Annotated in this window: 23 protein-coding genes; 21 read left to right on the forward strand and 2 right to left on the reverse strand. The window is 58.4% G+C overall.

The features are described from left to right. Positions 1-181 precede the first annotated feature (181 nt). The 4 genes from ACQ4N7_RS17165 to lgt all read left to right on the forward strand — a co-directional run bounded on the left by ACQ4N7_RS17165 (position 182) and on the right by lgt (position 3,392). Positions 182-1,732, forward strand: a complete 1,551-nt coding sequence (locus ACQ4N7_RS17165) for a sulfatase (protein ID WP_430712717.1) — start codon at positions 182-184, stop codon at positions 1,730-1,732. An 83-nt stretch (positions 1,733-1,815) separates the two neighbouring features. Next, positions 1,816-2,085, forward strand: a complete 270-nt coding sequence (locus tag ACQ4N7_RS17170) for a hypothetical protein (protein ID WP_430712718.1) — start codon at positions 1,816-1,818, stop codon at positions 2,083-2,085. After that, entirely contained in the window at positions 2,072-2,509 is a 438-nt protein-coding gene (locus tag ACQ4N7_RS17175; protein ID WP_430712719.1) for a PIN domain-containing protein, read from the forward strand. Before ACQ4N7_RS17170 ends, ACQ4N7_RS17175 begins: the two co-directional genes overlap by 14 nt. Positions 2,510-2,564: 55 nt before the next feature. Continuing rightward, positions 2,565-3,392 (forward strand): prolipoprotein diacylglyceryl transferase, encoded by an 828-nt coding sequence (gene lgt / locus ACQ4N7_RS17180; RefSeq protein ID WP_430712720.1) that lies wholly within the window; start codon positions 2,565-2,567, stop codon positions 3,390-3,392. Here lgt and ACQ4N7_RS17185 read toward each other — a convergent pair. Next, positions 3,389-4,027: a Uma2 family endonuclease gene (locus ACQ4N7_RS17185; protein ID WP_430712721.1), complete on the reverse strand. Its 639-nt coding sequence runs from the start codon at positions 4,025-4,027 to the stop codon at positions 3,389-3,391. The two genes, lgt and ACQ4N7_RS17185, sit on opposite strands and share 4 nt — an antisense overlap. 241 nt (positions 4,028-4,268) lie before the next feature. On the opposite strand from ACQ4N7_RS17185, the gene der reads away from it, so the two are divergent. From der to ACQ4N7_RS17240, 11 genes are all read left to right on the forward strand, one after another. Beyond that, positions 4,269-5,630, forward strand: coding sequence for a ribosome biogenesis GTPase Der (gene der, locus ACQ4N7_RS17190; RefSeq protein WP_430712722.1), 1,362 nt, complete (start codon positions 4,269-4,271; stop codon positions 5,628-5,630). 105 nt (positions 5,631-5,735) lie between these two features. Beyond that, positions 5,736-5,963 (forward strand): hypothetical protein, encoded by a 228-nt coding sequence (locus tag ACQ4N7_RS17195; protein ID WP_430712723.1) that lies wholly within the window; start codon positions 5,736-5,738, stop codon positions 5,961-5,963. Between the two features lies 1 nt (position 5,964). Next, the gene (locus tag ACQ4N7_RS17200) at positions 5,965-6,369 is read left to right on the forward strand and encodes a putative toxin-antitoxin system toxin component, PIN family (protein ID WP_430712772.1); all 405 of its coding nucleotides are present in this window, start codon (positions 5,965-5,967) and stop codon (positions 6,367-6,369) included. Between the two features lie 141 nt (positions 6,370-6,510). Next, complete coding sequence (locus tag ACQ4N7_RS17205; protein WP_430712724.1) at positions 6,511-7,425, forward strand: energy-coupling factor transporter transmembrane component T family protein; 915 nt, start codon at positions 6,511-6,513, stop codon at positions 7,423-7,425. Next, positions 7,392-8,900, forward strand: a complete 1,509-nt coding sequence (locus ACQ4N7_RS17210) for an anthranilate synthase component I (RefSeq protein WP_430712725.1) — start codon at positions 7,392-7,394, stop codon at positions 8,898-8,900. The genes ACQ4N7_RS17205 and ACQ4N7_RS17210 overlap by 34 nt, the downstream gene beginning before the upstream one ends. 268 nt (positions 8,901-9,168) lie before the next feature. After that, positions 9,169-9,441, forward strand: a complete 273-nt coding sequence (gene pipX / locus ACQ4N7_RS17215; RefSeq protein ID WP_106867320.1) for a transcriptional coactivator PipX — start codon at positions 9,169-9,171, stop codon at positions 9,439-9,441. Next, on the forward strand, positions 9,438-10,124 hold the full coding sequence (locus ACQ4N7_RS17220; RefSeq protein ID WP_430712726.1) for a YggS family pyridoxal phosphate-dependent enzyme: 687 nt from the start codon (positions 9,438-9,440) through the stop codon (positions 10,122-10,124). The genes pipX and ACQ4N7_RS17220 overlap by 4 nt, the downstream gene beginning before the upstream one ends. Positions 10,125-10,671: 547 nt before the next feature. Next, a complete protein-coding gene (locus ACQ4N7_RS17225; protein ID WP_106867322.1) occupies positions 10,672-11,271 on the forward strand; it encodes a cell division protein SepF in 600 nt (199 codons plus the stop codon). A gap of 115 nt (positions 11,272-11,386) precedes the next feature. Then, positions 11,387-12,199 (forward strand): pyrroline-5-carboxylate reductase, encoded by an 813-nt coding sequence (gene proC / locus ACQ4N7_RS17230; protein ID WP_430712727.1) that lies wholly within the window; start codon positions 11,387-11,389, stop codon positions 12,197-12,199. Between the two features lie 69 nt (positions 12,200-12,268). After that, a complete protein-coding gene (locus ACQ4N7_RS17235) occupies positions 12,269-12,559 on the forward strand; it encodes a nucleotidyltransferase family protein (RefSeq protein ID WP_430712728.1) in 291 nt (96 codons plus the stop codon). After that, a complete protein-coding gene (locus ACQ4N7_RS17240; protein ID WP_430712729.1) occupies positions 12,556-12,837 on the forward strand; it encodes a HepT-like ribonuclease domain-containing protein in 282 nt (93 codons plus the stop codon). Before ACQ4N7_RS17235 ends, ACQ4N7_RS17240 begins: the two co-directional genes overlap by 4 nt. A gap of 80 nt (positions 12,838-12,917) precedes the next feature. Here ACQ4N7_RS17240 and ACQ4N7_RS17245 read toward each other — a convergent pair whose 3' ends face one another. Further along, positions 12,918-14,198 carry an MSMEG_0569 family flavin-dependent oxidoreductase gene (locus ACQ4N7_RS17245; RefSeq protein WP_430712730.1) on the reverse strand — a complete coding sequence of 427 codons (1,281 nt, stop codon included), beginning with the start codon at positions 14,196-14,198 and terminating at the stop codon, positions 12,918-12,920. Between the two features lie 377 nt (positions 14,199-14,575). Between ACQ4N7_RS17245 and ACQ4N7_RS17250 the strand changes: the two genes are divergently transcribed. From ACQ4N7_RS17250 to ACQ4N7_RS17275, 6 genes are all read left to right on the forward strand, one after another. Next, on the forward strand, positions 14,576-15,058 hold the full coding sequence (locus ACQ4N7_RS17250; RefSeq protein WP_430712731.1) for an MSMEG_0572/Sll0783 family nitrogen starvation response protein: 483 nt from the start codon (positions 14,576-14,578) through the stop codon (positions 15,056-15,058). A 90-nt stretch (positions 15,059-15,148) separates the two neighbouring features. Then, positions 15,149-16,201, forward strand: coding sequence for a Nit6803 family nitrilase (locus tag ACQ4N7_RS17255; protein ID WP_430712732.1), 1,053 nt, complete (start codon positions 15,149-15,151; stop codon positions 16,199-16,201). Positions 16,202-16,296: 95 nt separating this feature from the next. Then, positions 16,297-17,382: an MSMEG_0568 family radical SAM protein gene (locus ACQ4N7_RS17260; RefSeq protein ID WP_430712733.1), complete on the forward strand. Its 1,086-nt coding sequence runs from the start codon at positions 16,297-16,299 to the stop codon at positions 17,380-17,382. Positions 17,383-17,451: 69 nt separating this feature from the next. Further along, on the forward strand, positions 17,452-17,970 hold the full coding sequence (locus tag ACQ4N7_RS17265; protein WP_430712734.1) for an MSMEG_0567/Sll0786 family nitrogen starvation N-acetyltransferase: 519 nt from the start codon (positions 17,452-17,454) through the stop codon (positions 17,968-17,970). Positions 17,971-18,460: 490 nt separating this feature from the next. Then, positions 18,461-19,450 carry a sll0787 family AIR synthase-like protein gene (locus ACQ4N7_RS17270; RefSeq protein WP_430712735.1) on the forward strand — a complete coding sequence of 330 codons (990 nt, stop codon included), beginning with the start codon at positions 18,461-18,463 and terminating at the stop codon, positions 19,448-19,450. A gap of 1 nt (position 19,451) precedes the next feature. Continuing rightward, complete coding sequence (locus ACQ4N7_RS17275; protein ID WP_430712736.1) at positions 19,452-20,642, forward strand: MSMEG_0565 family glycosyltransferase; 1,191 nt, start codon at positions 19,452-19,454, stop codon at positions 20,640-20,642. Positions 20,643-20,684 lie beyond the last annotated feature (42 nt).

Consider the following 20,684-nt stretch of genomic DNA (forward strand, 5'->3'; position numbering starts at 1 on the left):
TCTCCCCCTAAACCGGGGGAGAAAAAAGCTTATAGCAAAGCATCTTAAATTCAACACACAAGATAGCCGACAATAGCAACAGCTCGAACGGTACTCAATCTCTAACCCCTGGTTAAGACAATTGAGAACGCTTCTGTTTACGATGGAGCCTGTGCCCTGTTGATGTGTTGGTGAATTTTCAATGGCCGATCGCCCCGACATTCTCTTTCTGGTGCTCGATACCCAGCGGGCCGATCGCCTCTCCTGCTACGGCTACGACAAGCCGACCTCGCCCAACTTGGATGCGATCGCAGCCGATGCTACCCGCTTCACCCAGGCCGTCTCCGCCGCCCAGTGGACTGTGCCCTCCCACGCCTCCATGTTCACAGGGCTCTACCCCTCCGAGCACACGATGGTGCAGTCGTATTCGGTACTTCCCCAGGATTTGCAAACATTAGCGGAACGCCTTGAGGCCAGCGACTACTACACTGCCGGGTTTTGCAACAACCCCTTAGTCGGCGTCATCAACAACGGGCTGCGGCGCGGATTCACCAGCTTTCTTAACTACAGCGGTCTGCTCACCTCCAGACCCAACCAGGCGGGCAGCCATCCTGGCTTGGTGAGTCGCTATCGTCAGTGGTTTAAGGGCAAAGTGGCCACATTCCTCAACCGTATTCAGGATGCGTTTGCGCGATCGGACGCGCTCTTGGCGCTCAGCTTTACGCCGCTGATGGTGCCCCTGTGGCAAACGGCGCTGAGCTTTAAGGGCAACACGCAAAAGTCGCTCGAAGACACCGCCAACCTGTTAATCAACCGCACAGGCGCGGCGGCAGACCAGCCCATCTTCACCTTCGTGAATTTGATGGGCACCCACATGCCCTACCATCCGCCCCGCCGCTACATCGAGCAGTTTGCCCCCCACGTACTGGCCGATCGCGAGGCCCAGACCTTTTTGCAGCGCTTCAACGGCGATGTCTACGGCTGGTTGGCCCCATTAACGGGTGCGCTCGACGACCACCAAAAGCAAACCCTCGACGGCATGTACGACGCCGAGGTGGCCTATCAAGACGCGCTGCTGGGTCAGTTCTTCGATCGCCTGCAAAACTCTGGCCAGCTCGACAACACCCTGGTAATCATCTGCGCCGACCACGGCGAGCACCTGGGCGAAAAGCAGTACATGGGCCACAGCCTCTCAATCTACAACGAGCTAGTGCGGGTGCCGCTGATCATCCGCGACCCGCAAAATCGGCTGGAGCAGGGTTCGGTGGTGGATGCCGTTGTCTCTACCCGCCGCCTGTTTCACACGGTGCTGGCCGCAGCAGGCCTCGCCAACGAAAAGGAATTAGCCCTCGATCTGGTTCAGAGCCAGGGCGAACTCAAGGAACGCGACTACGTCTTCGCCGAAGCGATTCCGCCGCAGAACGTGGTCAACCTGATGCAAAAACGCCAGCCCGAGCTGGTGAAGGAAATGGGTTGCGATCGCGTCCGTCGCGCCGTCTGGATGGGCCAGCACAAGCTGATCGAAACCGAAGGCTCCGTCGCCGAACTCTACGACGTGCTCGAAGACCCTACCGAAGCCCTCGACCTCAGCGCCATCCTGCCCGAAAATGTAGAAGCGCTGCAAGACTGCCTGCAAGCCTTCGCCGATCGGTCTGACCAACACCTCGCCCAGGCCGCCATTACCCGCGCCACCGACTACGACGACCCCGAAGTCCGCCGTCGCCTCGAAGAACTAGGCTACCTAGAGGATTAATCCTATGATGGGTTAGGCAGGGTTGAGGAAGATAAGTTCCACATACATTGCCCGGCCATCCTTTTCCAAAAGGGAGACTATGTATGACTGTTCAAGAGTTGCTTAGCCAGGCCAGTCATTTATCTCTCAAAGAACAGCTCCAACTCGCCGCTCAACTGCTTCGGCTCGTCGATCGGCAGCTAGACAATCCTGCGGAGGCTATCAACCCAGCCGTAGCATCCTCAGCGGCAAGCAACCCAACGGCTAGCGATATTGATAACCAGGAGGGCAGCATTGGCTACCTTTTAACTCATCCAATCTCGGTTCACAGCTTTAAGCCCCTGAGCCGAGACGAGATCTATGACCGGCGCTAATCACTGCTTTGTCGATTCCAACATCTGGATCTACGCAGCTACTCAATCTGAGGATGTGCCGCCCGATCCTCGACATGAGGCGGCCAGGACTTTGATAAATGAAATCGAGCCCTACCTTTCGGTACAGGTCATCAACGAAGTCTGCGTCAATCTAATGCGCAAATTTAAGTTTACTGAACCCACCATTCAGACCCTTATCAGCTCGTTTTATCAGAAGTACGTTGTCTGCCCGATGGATGAAGCAATTCTTCTGGCAGCATCCGCCGTGAGGCAGCGCTACAACCTGTCATTTTGGGATTCCATGATCGTCAGTACAGCGCTTCAGTCCCAGTGCCCAATTCTCTATACAGAAGACATGCGGCACGGCCTAGTTGTCCACGATGTCCTAACTATCGTCAATCCCTTCACATCACTCGTGAAATAACCACATTTTCTCTCACCCACCCGCCGACCCATCCACCTGCCGACCCATCCACCCCATGTACCCTCCCGTCTCCCCCATCATCTTCGAACTCGGCCCCTTCGCCCTGCGCTGGTACGGGCTTTTGATGCTGGCGGCGATTCTCACAGCAGCGACGGTGGCCGGTCGCTACGTGGCCCGCCAGGGCGAAGACCCCGACAATCTTTGGGACATGCTGTTCTGGATTTTGATTCCCGGCTTTATTGGGGCGCGGCTGTACTACGTGTTTATTCAGTCGCCGCGCGGGCCAGAGGGGCTGGGCTATTATCTGGCAAATCCGGGCCAGATTTTGCAGATCTGGGGCGGCGGCATTCACATTTTTGGCGGGTTTATCTTTGGGGCGATCGCGCTCTTCATCTTCGCCCGCCTTCGCAAGCTCAACCCATTGCCCTACCTCGACGGCATTGCCCTGGGGCTACCCCTGGCCCAAGCCATTGGCCGCTGGGGCAACTTCATCAATCAAGAACTCTACGGCCCACCCACAGCCCTGCCCTGGGGCCTGCGCATTGATGCCCAGCACCGCATCTCGCCCTACAACGACCTGACCCAATATCCCGATTCCATCCGGTTTCACCCGCTGTTTCTCTACGAGTCGCTGTGGAATTTTTTGGGCTTTGCGGTGCTGTTTTGGATTTCACGCAAGTTTGAGCGGCAGCTTAAGCCGGGGGATATAGCCCTGGGCTACTTGATCTGGTATCCGCTGGGGCGGTTTTTCATTGAGTTTCTGCGCACGGATTCGTGGTTTTTTCCCGGTACGCCGTTCAATGCGGTGCATATTTTGTCGGCGGGGGCGATCGCACTCTCAGCTTTTGTCCTCTACCGCCGCCACCGCCGCGTCATCACCTAAATCTGCGCTTCTAACTCCTCTAGCGCTTGAGATGTACCTACCTGCCACGATCGCTTCACTGTAGTCGCAATCCATTCTGCTAGCGGCAGATCGGGAAACGTGGGGCTCTCTTCAACGGCAATGTAGTGGTTTTGCTGCAATACGTAAATGGTCAACTTGCCGTTGGCAAAAATCCACAACTCAGGCACCCCAATAGCCAGGTAGGCATCCAGCGTTGTCTTTGACGTTACATCAGTTTCAATTGCTAAATCTGGCGGCGGATCGCCCGGCTCTAGACGACGGCGGCCAATCATGCGCTGATAGTTAGCAATGTAAAAGCAGGCATCGGGTTCTACCCCAGCCACCCCAATCTCGCGAAACGTTGTCGAGCCAAAAGGTTCGTAGCGACGACCAGAGGCTTTTAGCAGGGTTTTAACAATGTCGCCAATAATTTCTTTAGGCTTTTCGTGCTCAGGCAGTGGAACCATGAGTTCTAGGGTGTGCTCAAAGTACGTGGCCCGCACCGCCCGATGGTTGCCCAGCTCGTCGAGAATGGCCTCAAATTCATTCCAACTTACATTTGGAATCGTCAGCCGACTGCCGGGGGCTAGCTGTAGCTGGCTGATAGGCTTTGTGACCAATGCAGCGGGGATCATAGCACCGAGCCTGTTAGACGTGCTTTTATCATATCGCGCCAGCTCCATCAGCCCGTTTGGTAGCGAATCGCATTCCCACATATCCCCTTAGGTTGGCGTTTCCTCATCCCGGTTTCCCAGACCGTTCTCCGATCGCTACAATGGGAGAATTGAGTATTTGTCGAGTTCAAAGGGTTTAAGTTCCTAGGGTCGCGAGTACTTGTGAACCCTGACCTCTACCCTTTCGCAAAAGAATTTAGCCATGCCACTGCCTGTTGTTGCGGTTATCGGACGCCCAAATGTGGGCAAATCTACCCTGGTGAACCGTTTGGCCGGGGCGCAGGATGCCATCGTCTACGACCAGCCGGGGGTGACGCGCGATCGCACCTACCAGCCTGCCTTTTGGCGCGATCGCGACTACCTGGTGGTCGATACCGGCGGCCTGGTGTTCGACGACGACACCGAGTTTTTGCCCTACATTCGCGAGCAGGCTCAGCTTGCCCTGAGCGAGGCCAGCGCCGCAGTATTTGTGGTGGATGGCCAGGTTGGCCCTACCGAGTCTGACCGGGAGATCGCCACCTGGCTCAGGCAGCAGTCGGTGCCGGTGCTGCTAGCGGTCAACAAGTGCGAATCCCTCGATCACGGTTTGGTGCAGGCGGCTCAGTTTTGGGAGCTGGGTTTGGGTGAACCCTACGCCGTCTCTGGCATTCACGGCACCGGCACGGGCGATCTGCTTGACGCCCTGGTGGAGTTTCTGCCCGAAACCGTCGAGGAAGCCGAAACCGAAGAGATTAAGGTGGCTATTGTGGGGCGGCCCAACGTGGGCAAGTCGAGCCTGCTGAATGCTTTCGTAGGCGAAACCCGCGCCATTGTCAGCCCCATTTCGGGCACGACCCGCGATGCGATCGATATGCAGGTGCAGCATGGCGACCAGATCTACCGGCTGATCGATACCGCTGGCATTCGCAAGAAAAAGAGCGTCGAGTACGGCCCCGAATTTTTTGGCATCAACCGCGCCTTTAAGGCCATTCGCCGGGCCGACGTGGTGCTGCTGGTGATCGACGCCCTCGATGGCGTCACCGAGCAAGACCAGAAGCTGGCAGGCCGCATCGAAGAAGACGGTCGCGCCTGCGTCATCGTCGTCAACAAGTGGGATGCGGTCGAAAAAGACAGTCACACCATCTACGATTTTGACCACCAGATTGCCGCCCGGCTGAACTTTCTCGACTGGGCCAAGCGCATTTTCGTCAGCGCCAAGACGGGCCAGCGGGTGCCCAAAATTCTGGAGTTGGTGGACGCGGCGGTGGAGCAGCACCGCCGCCGGGTCAGCACCTCGGTCGTCAACGAAGTGCTGGAAGACGCAGTCAAGTGGCACACGCCCCCCACCACCCGTCAGGGCCGTCAGGGCCGCATCTACTACGGCACCCAGGTCACTGTGCGTCCGCCCTCGTTCACCTTATTTGTGAACGATCCTCACCTGCTCAAAGACAACTACCGCCGCTACGTGGAGCGCCAGTTCCGCGAGAACCTGGGCTTTGAGGGCACACCGATTCGGATTTTCTGGCGGGGCAAGGCGATGCGCGACCTGGAGCGCAACAACCCCAACCGAGCAACCAAGGTGTAGATAGACTGGTAGAGAGAGCAATGGGTTAACGATGAGGCAAGTCCTGCATGCCTAACTAGACAAGCAGAATCCTCTGGTGAGACTACACGGCAAGAGAGCAGCTCTATGGAAATGCGGACAATTACTATTTGTGTGGATGCGGCAACAGCAGATGCCTATGAGGCTACATCAGAGGCGGATCGTAGAAAAATTGATGTGCTCCTCAATTTAAAGTTAAAAGATGTGGTCAGAAACGTTCGACCTTTAGAAGTGGTAATGACGGAAATCAGCCGTAAAGCTCAGGAAAGAGGCTTAACGCTAGAGATCCTTGAGTCCATCCTGGCTGAGTCGTAACTTGCGCTGCGTTTTTGATACCAGCGTTGTCGTTAGTGCTCTTCTTTTTAGGGACTCGATTCCAGACAGGGCGTTTTATCTGACTCTAGGCAACGGGATCATATTGGTTTCCTTGGAAACCTTTGAGGAATTAGTAGAGGTTATCAATCGCCGAAAATTTGACCGATATCTGACCCTTGAAGAGCGTGAAGAATTTCTGGAATCATTTTTGGAGGAGTCGGAATTTATTAAGGTAATGGATGATGCAAAGGTTTGCCGAGATCCTAAAGACGATAAATTCCTGAATCTCGCATCGAGTGGCAGAGCTGATTATATTGTTACAGGAGACGATGACTTATTAGTTTTGGGTACCTATCGCAATGCTCAAATACTCAAGGCGGGAGGCTTTTTAGAGTTGTTCACCTGACTGTTCTGCCCGTATTATGAGGTGGCTTGCGTGAACCGCAGTGGGATAAGTATTAACGGACAACCTGAGCCGGATCGAGTTTTGCATCCATCACCTGCTATCACAGCATAGTTACCCTGGCCCTTCCCTAGACCTGACTCGATGGATCTTCTTCGCTCTCTCCCTATAGGCCTGTATCTGGAGCAGCCGGTAACCTGGCTGCACCGGCTCGATCCCAGGGTGAAGATGGCCTGGCTGATGAGCATTTTGGTCACACCAATTTGGGCCAATGCCTACTGGCGGTTTGGGCTGGTGGTGCTGCTGGTGGTGCTAACGCTGGCGGTGCGGATTCCGTTTCGGGTGTGGCGGCAGCAGATGGGCTGGCTGGTGGTGCTGAGCGGCATCGTCATGCTGCTCACCTTTGTGATGCCGGACGGGCTACAGGTGTCGCAAACGCCACGGTTGCCCACGCCAGCGGCGATGGAGACCTTAGAAAACCCGCCTGAGGTGCTGCCCGAGCTGCCGCAGCCGACATCGTATCGCTACGTGGTGATTGACTGGGGGCCGATTACCGTCACGCGGCGATCGCTCGATCTGGGCATTCGCATTGGCACGCTGCTGTTCACCCTGATCTACGGTACCAACCTCTTTCTGCTCACCACTGCGCCCGAGGAAATCACCCTGGCCCTGGAGACGCTGATGGCCCCGCTGCGCTGGCTGCGCCTGCCCGTGACCGAGATCGCGCTGACGGTGACACTCTCGCTGCGGTTTATTCCCCTGGTGCTGGAGGAAGTGCAGAACCTGGTGCGATCGGTGCAGACTCGCGCTATTAACTGGAAAAAGCTCGGCTTTCGCGGCTCGGCCCAGGTGTGGCTGGCGGTGACGGAGCGGCTGCTCGAAAATCTGCTGCTGCGGGCTGAGCAAATTGCGGCAGCGATGGAGGTGCGCGGCTTTACCAGCCCCAACGAGCACCGGGTGCGCTGGTACCAGCTAGTGCTGCGCAGCTGGGACTGGTTTTCCCTGGGGCTGCTGGCGGTGTTCTGGTGGGCCAGGTGGGTGTGGGGAGGCGAAATTTGACCCAGAAGCGGCACTGGTGGGTGCGATCGCAGCCCCTGGGGCACCGCACCGGCAGCGATATTTTTCAGTGCCTCTATGGCAACCTGCTGCGGCAGCCCCCTACCCCTGCTAGCCTGGTAGCCCTGCTAGAGAGCCCCTTTCCGCTTCCGGCCGCCGCTCAGCCCCATGCCGTTCACAGCCGCTATTCCATCTGTGCCGGGCCACCGCGCCAGGTCAGAGCGCTTCCACAGGTGTGGACTCCAGTCGTGGGCAGCATTCTGCCCATGCTGGCCGAACGGTTGGCCAAAGGAGAGCAGCTACAGCTCTTCGGTGACGAAGCCGAGGCCGCCCAGCGATCGCTCCCCTTCACGGGCGGCTGGCTGGGCTGGCTGGGCTACGACCTGGCCTGGGAGATCGAGCGGTTGCCCACCTTCAATAACGATTCCTTGCCCTTTCCGGTGGCCCTCTGGTACGAGCCTGCCACCTTTGCCGTGCTTGATCACCAGGCCCAGCAGCTGTGGCTCTTCGCGCCCTCCCCAGACGGGCTCGATCGCCTGGAAAAGCAGCTCAGTCTGCCACCCGCAGAGGAACCCCCGATCGCCCCAGCCGCACATGATCCCCGCGCTGTCACTCTGGGCATGGCGGCGGTAGAGTACCAGCAGGCGGTGCGTCAGGCCAAGCGGCACATCGAGGCCGGGGATGTGTTTCAGGTCAACCTGTCGCTGCGGTTCTCGACCGAGACTACTCACCACAGTTGGGAGCTTTACCGCCAGCTCCAGCGCATTAACCCGTCGCCCTTTGCCTGCTACTGGCGCACCCCCTGGGGCGACGTGATCAGCTGTTCGCCCGAGCGGCTGATCAAGCTGCAGGATGGCATTGCCCAAACCCGCCCCATTGCCGGTACTCGCCCGCGAGGCTCCACTCCCGCCGAGGATGCTGAGCTGGCCCAAACCCTGCTCAGCCATCCCAAAGAGCGAGCTGAGCACATCATGCTGGTCGATCTGGAGCGCAATGACCTGGGCCGGGTGTGCCAGTGGGGCACCGTGCGGGTGAATGAACTGCTGACTGTGGAGTACTACAGCCACGTCATGCATCTGGTGAGCAACGTGGTGGGAGAACTGCAGCACGATTCCCGCTCCGGGGGGCAGCGCCAGCGCAATGCCATCGATTTAATCCGCGCTGTCTTTCCTGGCGGCACCATCACCGGCTGCCCCAAGGTGCGCTGTATGGAAATTATCGAAGACCTGGAGCCGGTGCGCCGCAGTTTGTTCTACGGCTCCTGCGGTTATTTAGACCGACGCGGGAATTTAGATCTCAACATTTTGATTCGCACCCTGCTGTTTGGGCATACTGATAGCCTATCGACAGCATCTACCGTATGGGGGCAAGTAGGAGCCGGTATTGTCGCTGACAGCGATCCGCTGAGAGAGTGGCAAGAATCTCTGCAAAAAGCCAGGGCACAACTGCTGGCCTTGGGCTTAGAGAGTTCTAGCTAAAGACTGGTTTAGAGTTTTGGTGTGTTCTCAATTCTCGCCACAGTCCTTAGTCCATTAGCGCTGCCATACCCGACTCAAACGACAGGCCAGGGCAACAGGGACATTTTTCAGACGGAATACTTTTGGAGTAGCTCCGCCATTACCTGTAATTGACCGCCGATCTGCCTGGGGAATGCTTGCATACAGCACACCAGGTTCTAGAATGCATGTGGCGTGAACAAGACGTGACTATCATCCTGTCCTTTGACAGCACCTCTCCCATACTTGAATGAGCACAGAAACCTATCTCAATCACCCCAATTTTGGCCTGCTCTTCAGAGTGTGCATGGTAGATGACGGTCAAGAACTGTATGCCACTCTGTATGCCCAGCGGCTGTTTTTTGTGGTGACTCACTCCCCTACTGAAGGGCTGGTGTTTCAGCCCCTAGGCCGCAGCAACGCTCGCCTGATGCTGGAAAGTCGCCTGCGCACGCTGCGGCGGGCCGGTCAGCAGGCCGACTACGATCGCCTACAGCACACCTACAAGCAGACCTTTCAATGACCGCTGCTTCGAGCGCCCTGCCCCAGCACTTTGACGAGATTTACCAGAGCATTCCTGCCGCCGTTACGCTGATTGCGGTAACCAAGTTCTTGCCGGTAGAAACCATTCGTGCCGCCTACGAGCGAGGCATACGGCATTTTGGCGAAAGTCGGGTGCAGGAGGCGATCGCCAAGCAAGCCCAGCTCACCGACCTGCCCGACATTACCTGGCACCTGATTGGTCACCTGCAAACCAATAAAGCCCGCAAAGCCGTCGAGCACTTCGACTGGATTCACTCGGTCGATAGCCTAAAGCTAGCCCAGCGGCTCGACCAGGCGGCCCAGGAGCTGGATAAACTCCCCCAGTGCTGCCTGCAGGTCAAGCTGGTGCCCGACCCGCCCAAACACGGCATGGAGGCCGCTGAGCTAACCGAACTGCTGCCCCAGTTCGACCAGCTTGTCCATCTTCGGCTGCGCGGACTTATGACTATTCCCCCCCAAGACGCGAGCCCAGACGAGGTGCGCGATGTGTTTGCTGGGGCCAAAGACCTGGCGAGTGCCATTAACCAAAAAGCCTTTGCCCACCTGCACATCGATCAGCTCTCCATGGGCATGTCAGGGGATTACCAAACGGCGATCGCCTGTGGAGCCACGATGGTGCGGCTGGGGACGGTGCTGTTTGGCCCTCGCCCGCCATCTGGCTGACTTGCAACCGCACAGGATCTGGCAATCTTGAGATTTGATTTCTAACTTAAACCAGGGGTGGATAGGCGCGCTGGGTATGGCCCTGGGGCGATCGCCAGTGGCCGTTGACCCTGGGTATTGTCTAAGTCAGAAGTTACGTTTAGGCGCGCAGCTAAACCAACAATTCGATAAACTTTTAACTAATTGTGAACTAGCTATTCCTTTTTTTGATTTCGTGTATACTGTGGTCTCAATATTCTGTGTTCAGGATATTAATGCAGACTCCTAAACCTGCTTTAGCTCAGCGAGAAGCGTTTCACTTCGGTGTTGGTGACCACTGGGTTTTTTAGGTCAGGTTTAGGTGGCCAGGTTTGAGAGGTCAAAGACCTGCTTCGGGGGTCAAATTAGCCCCTAACCCCAAGTTAGCCCCAACAATTTTCACAACAGCCGTTGCAAATGGAAATTTGGCGCTATCATGGCCCTCGGATAACCGGAGCATAACGCCTCCCCATCGGTCAATGGCCACGGGGTTGCCTACCTAAGTGATAGTCATCGTGGAGTGTAAGTTGTGAGCAACATGTTTTCTAAACTGCGGGACTTCGTTGGCCTAAACGACCCAGCAGACTACGACTACGAGTACGAAGAAATGGATGGTGAGGAGTACCAAAACCTCTACCAGGAAGAGAACACCCAGCCGATTGTGCAGCCCCAGCCCGAGGAAGTTCGGCGGAGCCGCCCCCGTCGCGAACGTATGATGCCCACTGATGCAGGAATGACCCCAATGGCCAGTAACGTAATTGGTATGCCCGGTGCCATGAACGGCACCTCCGAAGTGGTTGTAATGGAGCCTCGCTCCTTTGAGGAAATGCCTCAGGCCATTCAGGCCCTGCGGGAGCGCAAGTCAGTGGTGCTAAACCTGACCATTATGGATCCTGACCAGGCTCAGCGCGCCGTTGACTTTGTCGCGGGTGGCACCTACGCCATTGACGGCCACCAGGAGCGCATTGGCGAGAGCATCTTCCTCTTTACCCCCAACTGCGTACAGGTCAGCACCCCCACCGAGTACGAAGAAGAAATCTTCATGGGTCAGCCCCAGGGTATGCCCATGCCCGGTCAAATGCCCCCTGCGCCCACCTGGGGTGCAGAGCCGATGGCTCGCATGGCCTAGCGCGGTCTAAGACCACTCACAACTCTGACTATCATCGCCCCCAGACTGGCTCTGGGGGCTACCTTAGGGTATGGTCATCCTTGACGGCATGATTAAGGAGGTCGTAGGAGAGCGTATGCCTGAGGCAACATTTGGGGTTATCGGCGGCGGGATGATGGGAGAAGCGCTCATCGCCCGCCTTCTTGATCAGGGCATTTTTGCCCCTGGAGCGGTACTCGTCAGCGACCCCCAGGCGGCCCGAAGGGAGGTGCTGCACCAGACCTACGGCGTGCAGACCACCGACAACAACCAGGCGGTAATCGATGCGGCTGAGACCGTTCTGCTGGCGATTAAGCCTCAGGTGCTCGCAGCGGTAGCCGGAACCCTCAAATTCCCTAACCATGAAACACCGCCGCTGCTGCTGTCGATTTTGGCGGGCACAACGCTGGCGCGGTTACAGGCGGCTTTCCCCAGTTGGGCCGTGGTGCGGGCGATGCCAAACACGCCTGCCACCGTGGGGGCTGGGGTAACGGCGCTGGCGGCGGGGGCCTCGGTCAGCGAAGAGCAGCGATCGCAGGCCCGCACCATTTTTGCCAGCGTCGGTACCGTCGTTGAGGTGCCCGAGTCTCAGATGGATGCCGTGACGGCGCTCTCGGGCTCGGGGCCAGGCTATCTGGCGCTGGTGGTCGAGGCATTGGCCGACGGCGGTGTGGCGGTGGGGCTGCCCAGGGCCGTAGCGCTGGAGCTGGCGATCGCCACCGTACGCGGCACGGGCGAACTGCTGCACCAGGGCGATCTGCATCCGGCCGTACTCAAAGACCGTGTCACCAGCCCCGGCGGCACCACCATTGCGGGGATCGCGGCACTGGAGGCGGGAGGAATGCGATCGGCCCTGATGGCGGCGGTGCGATCGGCTTATCTGCGATCTCAAGAGCTAGGGCAATCGTGATTAAAATGAGGCTTAAGGACATTTAACCGATTCAAGCCAATCTTATCCGCTCTTAGCCTCCTTCCCTTTGTGTTGATCGATACCCTACGGACCCGCCGAGACGACATACTGGCCTTGAGCCGTCAGTATGGGGCACGGCGTATTCGGGTCTTTGGATCCGTCGCTCGGGGTGAAGATCAGCCCAACAGCGACATAGATTTTTTGGTTGATTTTCCGCCTGGTTACGATTTATTCGCCCAGCGATTGCCCCTGGGCGATCGCCTCTCTCAGCTCCTGGGTTGTCCCGTAGATCTGGTGCCTGAACACGAACTCAATCGCCATATACGTGCGGCTGTCTTAGCTGAAGCCATAGACCTATGAGTAAGTCCTGGCGACCCTATGCTCTACATATCCTGGATGCGATCGCCAAAATTCGCCAGATTCAAGCCCGGGGTGATCTAACCGAAGATGTCATCCTTTACGACGCTGCGCTCCGTAACCTGCAAACCCTTTCGGAGGCTACTCAACAGCTACCCGAAGAACTCAAGGCCTCTTATCCAGAGATTCCTTGGCGCGAAATCAGGGGATTTCGCAATATCTTGGTTCACAACTATTTGGGTGACATAGACTCCTCAACTATTTCGGCGGTTATAGAGTAGCATCTGTCCGCATTGGAAAGGAGCGTCAGATCAATGCTGAAACAAGGGGCACCTTAGGCAAAAGCGTAATTTTTGGGGTCCTAAGACCCGATCGCCACCTCGTTGACGCTTTGAGAGACACGAGGATAGCTACTCCCAGCTCTAGCCGCTACCTGCTCCGCCAGGTACTCGGCGTCGCGGGCAATGCCGGAGAAGCGGGCCGAACCCCAGGTGTAGAGCCACGGCAGCCCCAGGAAGTAAAGCCCCGGCACGGTGGTCACGCCGCGGCGGTGGCCGGGGTAGCCCTGGCCGTCGAACACGGGCAATTCAATCCAGCTAAAGTCGAGACCGTAGCCGATGCACCAGATCACCGAGGTAATGTTGGCGGCCCGGTAGTCAAGGCTGGCTTCCACCGTCTCAGGCTCCCAGACGGGCCGATAGGGCGAATCCATAGGCACATCAATGTTGTGCTTATCGATGTAGGCGTCGATGGTGCGCTTGATGCTTTCGGCGACGGCATCGGCCTGGTCGAGGTTTTGCTTCAGGTCATCGCTGAAGGTGAGCTGGGTGCCCTGAATAGCTTTGAGCCGACCGTGCAGCGCCATGCCCTGGAGGGCAAAGTGGCGCAGGTCGATCTCTCGCCCGCCGCCGCGCCCGGTAACGTAGTGATTGGTTTTGTGGCGCACGGTCTCTTTTTGCGGGTGGTCATCGATCGCCAGGTCGTAGTAGCCCATCTGGTCGAGCCATTCCACTACGTCTTTGCCCCGGTAGCGGCGGGGCGATCGCGGTGCCCCCCCCACGCACAGGTGTACCTTGCGCCCGGCCAGGTGCAGGTCTTCGGCAATCTGGCAGCCCGACTGCCCCGTACCCACCACCAAAACAGCACCCTCGGGCAGCGACTCAGGGTTGCGGTACTCAGCCGAGTGCAGCTGCACAATGTTAGGGTCTAGCCGCTCCGCCAGACGGGGAATTTTGGGCGTGTGGTAGCCGCCAGTGGCGACCACCACCTGGTCAGCGGTAAAAGTACCCTGATTGGTCATCACTTCAAAGCCGCGGCCCTCGCGGCCCTTGACTCGTTTGACCTGTACCCCAGTTTTGAGCGGCGGGTTGAAGTGGCTAGCGTAGCGCTCAATGTATTCCACAATGGCGTCGCGGCCCATAAAGCCCTCTGGGTCGTTGTCTGGGTAGGGAAAGCCGGGCAGCTGACACTGCCAGTTGGGCGTCACCAGACAAAATGAATCCCAGCGTTTGGTGCGCCAGGAATGGGCAATCTGATGCTGCTCAAACACGATATGGTCGATGCCTCGCCGCTGCAGACAAAAGCTGATCGATAGCCCCGCCTGGCCGCCGCCGATGACGATTACGCCGTAGTGAGTGGTCATAGCTGAATCCTGAGTGAGGTGCGCTGGAGGTTCTGTTTCGTACCCTAGGCGGTTGTTTGGGGAATGCGTGTAACTCCGGCTACCGAAAGCCTTGATCTAGCGTTAGTGAGAGGGATGGGCACTGCGATCGCGCCTTTATCACACCTTCACGAACTCACTCAGGGCAAATGGGGGTGGTACCCCTGTCGAAAGTGATAGGGGTATTTTCTGTCCAGAGAGTTGAATGACCTTAGGACTTGTCCTGCCCCTGTTGATTAGGGCAGACATCGCAAGTTTGTAGTTGCTGATACGGGAACTCCTTGGGATCACCCGTAAGGTGCTGAAACATGCAGCCCGATACTCAGTGCTGCCAACAACTTTGCAAGGAACTGAAATTCATGCCTGAAGTAACTTTGCCAGCCCACCAGGCTGGGGATTTTCTGGTTGATTACGAAGAGAAAGTTTTTCCTGATGTGCAGGCTGAGCCTGGTGAAAAAGCCCTGATTACCTTCCACACCGTAGCCTTTGAAGGCTCCATCGGCTTGGTCAACCTGCTTCAGGCTACTCGCCTCATTCGCAAAGGTTTTGAGACTTCGGTACTGCTCTATGGGCCTGGGGTTACTCTGGGTGTACAGCGGGGTTTCCCAAAGCTGGGCGATGAAGCCTTCCCCGGCCATATGGCTATGAACAACCAGATCGTTAAGGTAATGGAGCTGGGCGGCAAAGTTTACGCCTGTCGCTTCGCCCTCCAGGCCCTCTACGGTCACGGCGAACCGTCGCTGATCCCCGGCATTCGCCCCATCAACCCCCTCGACGTGCTCGACCTGGTGCTCATGCACCGCAAAGAAGGGGCCTTTATTCTCGATACCTGGACGATGTAGAGCCCTCACCCTCACCCCCTCTCCCCAGGGAGAGGGGAAGTCCGTAGGGTGGGCACTGCCCACTATTCCTTCCTGCCACCACCAACGCCCATGGACTACACCAAAACCATTCGCGCCGCCGCTGCTCAGATTAGCCCCGTGCTGTTTAGCTGCGATGGCACTACTGAAAAGGTGCTGGAGACCATTGCCCAAGCCGCCCAGTCTGGAGTTAAGTTAATCGTTTTTCCAGAAACCTTTATTCCCTACTACCCGTACTTTTCGTTTGTGCAGCCCCCCGTTCTGATGGGCAAAGAGCACATGCGGCTGTACGAGGAAGCGGTGGTGGTGCCAGGGCCAGTCACCGATGCGGTGAGTCGGGCAGCCCGGTCCTACGGCATGGTGGTGGTGCTGGGGGTGAACGAGCGCGAGGCCGGCTCGCTGTACAACACCCAGCTCATCTTTGATGCCGACGGCAGCCTGGTGCTGAAGCGGCGCAAAATTACCCCCACCTACCACGAGCGCATGGTGTGGGGCCAGGGCGATGGGGCCGGGCTGCGGGTTGTCGAGACGGCGGCGGGGCGGGTGGGCGCACTGGCCTGCTGGGAGCACTACAACCCCCTGGCCCGCTACGCGCTGATGACCCAGAATGAGCAGATTCACTGCGGGCAGTTTCCGGGGTCGATGGTGGGGCAGATTTTTGGTGACCAGATGGAAGTCACCATGCGCCACCACGCTCTGGAGTCGGGCTGCTTTGTGGTAAACGCCACGGGCTGGCTAACGCCGGAGCAAAAGCAGCAGATTAGTCGCGACGAGACTATGCATCGGGTGCTGTCGGGGGGGTGCTACACCGCCATTATCAGCCCCGAGGGGGTGCCCCTGACCGAGCCCATTACCGAGGGGGAGGGGCTGGCGATCGCCGATCTCGACTTTTCTCTCATCACCAAGCGCAAGCGCATGATGGACTCGGTGGGCCACTACGCTCGCCCCGACCTGCTGCGCCTGCGGGTAAATGCCGAGCCCTGGTCGGTGGTTGAGCCTGTCCCCCAGTCGGTGCAGCCAACAGAGCGCGCTGCAGAAGAGCAGTCCTCAGGTCATAGGGCGCTAGGAGATCAGGCTGACGATTCCAGGCTCCCTCCTACGGGCCTGGGGCTGCCTGCGGTGTAGGTCGGTAGACATGCTCACAACTGGATACGACGTGGAAGTCGCCCTGGGGCGACACGATTTGACGCAGGTTGTTATCGGGTATTGAATGGCAGGCCATGAATAAGCAACGGCTGATTACAGAGCTACAGTCCTACGGGCTGCGGGTAGAAGAGTCTACGCCAGGGGCGGCGGGGCGACGGGGCGGGGCAGGCCCCTCTGACCACCGGGCCATTACCATCGACGGCACAACCGTGATGGTACCGGTCTACACCGACCGCGCGACCCGCTCCCCTTACGCCATCCGGGCGACGGCGGCTAGCCCGCTGCACCTAGAAGCCTCAGGGGAGGCCGTTACCCCCATCGACGTGCCCAACGCGCCCAAGTTCTACGGCCTCACCACTGCTGACGGCACCCCCTACTGGAAAATTGCCCTGCTGCACGGGCGCGACGTGCTGGCGACCACGGTACAGCAGACCTGCATGCGCTACCGCGACCCGGCTACTGCTTGCCAGTTCTGCGCCATTGAGAAATCTCTTGAGGCTGGCCGCACCATTGCCCGCAAAACTCCCCAGCAGCTCGCCGAGGTCGCCGAAGCCGCCGTTCGACTCGATGGCGTCACCCACATGATTATGACGACGGGCACACCCAACACCAGCGATCGCGGGGCCGCCTACCTGACCGAATGCGCCGCCGCCATTCGCCAGCGGGTGAATCTGCCCATTCAGGCCCAGTGCGAACCCCCCGACGACTTCGCCTGGTTTAGCCGCATGAAAGCGGCGGGTATCGATAGCCTGGGCCTGCACCTGGAGGCCGTAGACCCCGACGTGCGGGCCAAAATTATGCCCGGTAAAGCCGAGGTTCCCCTCACGGTTTACTACCAGGCCTTTGAGGCCGCAGTCAAAGTATTTGGCTGGGGTCAGGTGAGCACCTACCTGCTGGCGGGCCTGGGCGACAGCTTAGAAACCCTGCTGGAAGCCAGCGATCGCCTGATTAACCTGGGCGTCTACCCCTTTGTCGTCCCCTTCGTGCCCATTGGTGAAACGCCCCTGGCCCACCACCCTGCCCCCAGCAGCGAGTTTATGTTCACTCTCTACCAGCGGGTCGGTGCCCTACTCAAGCGGTCGGGTCTGGCTTCAGCAGATATGAAAGCGGGCTGCGCCAAGTGCGGAGCCTGCTCGGCGCTATCGACCTTTGAGAGCTAATCCACCCCTGCCCGGTCGGGGATTAGCTGCACTTGTGAGATGCAAACCTTCGCTTAACCAACCACGATCATGGCTCTCCACCGCTACAGCTTTGAACTGGCCAAAACTCCCGACGACCTCAAGGGCTATTTTTCGCTTCGGCAGGCCATTTTTTGCGAAGAACAGGGCCTCTTTGACCACGACGATGCCGACAACATAGACGGCGTTGCCTACCCCATCGTCGCCATCGACCACGACGCTCAATCCCAAGATCGCATCGTTGGCGTCGTGCGCATCTACGAAAAGTCGCCCCGGCTCTGGTACGGCGGTCGCCTCGGCGTTCACCCCAACTACCGCCGCGTGGGCCGCATCGGCAAAGGGCTGATTCAGAAAGCGGTAACCACGGCCAACACCTGGGGCTGCGATCGCTTCCTCGCCACCGTACAGCAGCAAAACGTGCGCTTCTTCCAGCGCCTGCACTGGAACTCGCTAGAGGAAATGATGCTCTGCGATCGCCCCCACCACCTGATGGAAGCCGATTTGGACCACTATCCTGCTGGCGATGAGGTGAGGCCTGTTTTGCCGTGGTTGGTGCAGGAAGTGTCCTGATGACGAGTGGATGGGTGGATGGGTGGATGGGTGGGTGGATGGGTAGGTGAGGTAGATGGGTAGATGAGCACAAACTACTGAAAACGGTTGAAGCCTTGGGGTTGAGAGCCGCCCACCAGCCAGTTTGCAGGACATAGATTTAAACCGATGATCAGTTAGTCCTTTCCGTTGGGTCCAGGGCGGCCAATGTTTATTTGCGCCCCATTGTGGGCGACGTCCCTGGTCGAAGGGGGTCTGGGGCCAGCGAAATGGCCCCAGCAGCAAATCTGGCTTTTGACCAACCACCTCCGCCAGCCACAAAGCTACCGCTTTACCCACTAGCTGCGGTGCATTGCTGCGCGAATGCACCCTACAGCATTCAAACCTCTCTATTCACTCCCTCAATCATTTATGTCAGACGAGCTACCGCTTTACCCACTAGCTGCGGTGCATTGCTGCGCGAATGCACCCTACAGCACTCAACCCTCTCTACTCACTCCCTCAATCATTTATGTCAGACGAGCTAACGCTGGAGAAACTGGCCGCTGAACTGCGGCGATCGCTCGGCATCCTCCACAAGCGCGACATCCAAACCGCCGCCGATCGCCTCGGTACCCACGCCCGCTCCGTCAACCAAACCCCCATTCTGCTCGGCGACGACTGCGCCGCCATCCCTGACGGCGATGGCTACCTGCTGCTAGCCGCCGAAGGTATGTGGCCCACCCTGGTCGAAACCGACCCCTGGTTTGCCGGGTGGTGCGCCGTCATGGTCAACGTCAGCGATATCTACGCCATGGGGGGCCGCCCGATCGCCGTGGTCGATACCGTCTGGAGCCAGTCACCCCAGCAGATAGCCCCTCTCTGGCAGGGCATGGTAGCCGCATCCCAGGCGTTTAACGTGCCCATTGTGGGGGGGCATACCAGCTGCCACAGCCCTTATGCAGCCCTATCAGTGGCCATCCTCGGTCGGGCCAAAAAGCTGATCACCAGCTTTAGCGCTCAACCGGGGGACGTACTGTTACATGTAGTAGATATGCAGGGCAAGATGCACCCGCAATATCCCTTCTGGAATGCGGCCACGGAGGCAAATCGCGATCGCCTGCGCCAAAACCTCGACCTGCTGCCCGCACTGGCCGAATCTGGCCTCTGCGACACGGGCAAAGACATCAGCATGGGCGGCATTGTCGGCACCACGCTGATGCTGCTAGAGACCTCGGGCTGTGGGGCGGTGCTGGATCTGAGAGCGATCGCGCCTCCCCCCCGCATTGATCTGCTGCCCTGGCTGCTCAGCTTCCCCAGCTACGGCTACCTGCTCAGCGTCCGGCCCCAAACTGTAGAGCAAATACAGCCTCAGTTCCACGACCGAGGGTTGGTATGTGAACCCGTGGGCAACATGACTGAAGGTCAAACGCTCACCCTCAAACTAGGTGAAGCCTCCCTCTGTTTCTGGGACTTTGCCACCGAGTCTCTGACTGGATTTGGTGACCGTCACGAGGTTTAATATGGCCCAACCCTTCAAGATTGCGCTGCTGACCTACTCCACCAAACTGCGGGGCAGCGTCGTGCATACGCTGGAGTTGGCCACTGCTCTGACCGAGTTGGGTCACCATGTCTGCGTCTACGCCCTCGATAAAGACGGTCAGGGGTTCGATCGCGAGATTACCGCAACCGTTCAGCTTGTTCCCGCCCAATCGCCTCCCACCGGGCTGAATCCTGAGCAGGCGATCGATGCCCTGATTCGCCAGCGCATTCAAGAATTTGTCGATTACTTTTTGGCCCATCCAGATCCCTACGACATCTACCACGCCCAGGACTGCATTGGGGCCAATGCGCTGGTGCAGCTGCGCCAGCAGGGCCGCATATCCAACGTCGTGCGCACCGTCCACCATATTGAAGACTATGCCAGCATTTACCTGCGGCAGTGTCAGGATAAGTCAATTCGGGATCCAGATTTATGTCTGTGCGTGAGCGATCGCTGGCAGGCAGCCCTCCGTCACGACTACGGCATCGAGGCTCCTAGAGTTCTCAATGGCGTAGACCTGCGGCGATTTTCCCCCACTCCCTCAGGTCAGGAGAACGCGATCAAAGCCCGCTACGGCCTGACCGGGTCGCCCCTCTACCTCACCGTGGGGGGCATCGAGCCGCGCAAAAATTCCATCCGCCTGCTGGAGGCATTTGCTCAGGTGCTGGCCCACCATTCTCAGGCGCAGCTAGTGATCGCGGGCGGAGCTACTCTGTTTGATTACGAACCCTACCGCCAGGAGTTTTTCGCGCTGGCGACCGCTCTAGAGCAGGATCACGGGCCGCTTATCGGTAAATCAGTCATCCTACCGGGGGTGATTCCCGATGCGGATTTGCCCGCTCTCTATCGCACCGCCGATGCGTTTTGCTTCCCGTCCACCAAAGAGGGCTGGGGGCTGGTGGTGCTGGAGGCGATCGCCTCGGGGCTGCCCGTGATCACCGCCAATCAGCCGCCCTTTACCGAATTTCTTACCCCTGACCAGGCGCTGCTAGTGGATCCTGATTCGGCCAGCGCGATCGCGCTGGCCATGGTAGAGAGCGTCAAGCCTGCGATCGCTCAAACGCTGCTCCAGCAAAGCCGCCCCATCTTGGCTCAGTACGTCTGGCCCCGGTCAGCCGCCCTCCATGGGCAGCACTATCGGCAGGTGCTCGGCCCCTCGCCCCGGCCGTGATCGGAGCCACCAAAGCCATAAACCCTTTGGCAACGACCGACC

The sequence above is a fragment of the Nodosilinea sp. AN01ver1 genome (assembly GCF_050565655.1).
Classification (GTDB): domain Bacteria; phylum Cyanobacteriota; class Cyanobacteriia; order Phormidesmidales; family Phormidesmidaceae; genus Nodosilinea.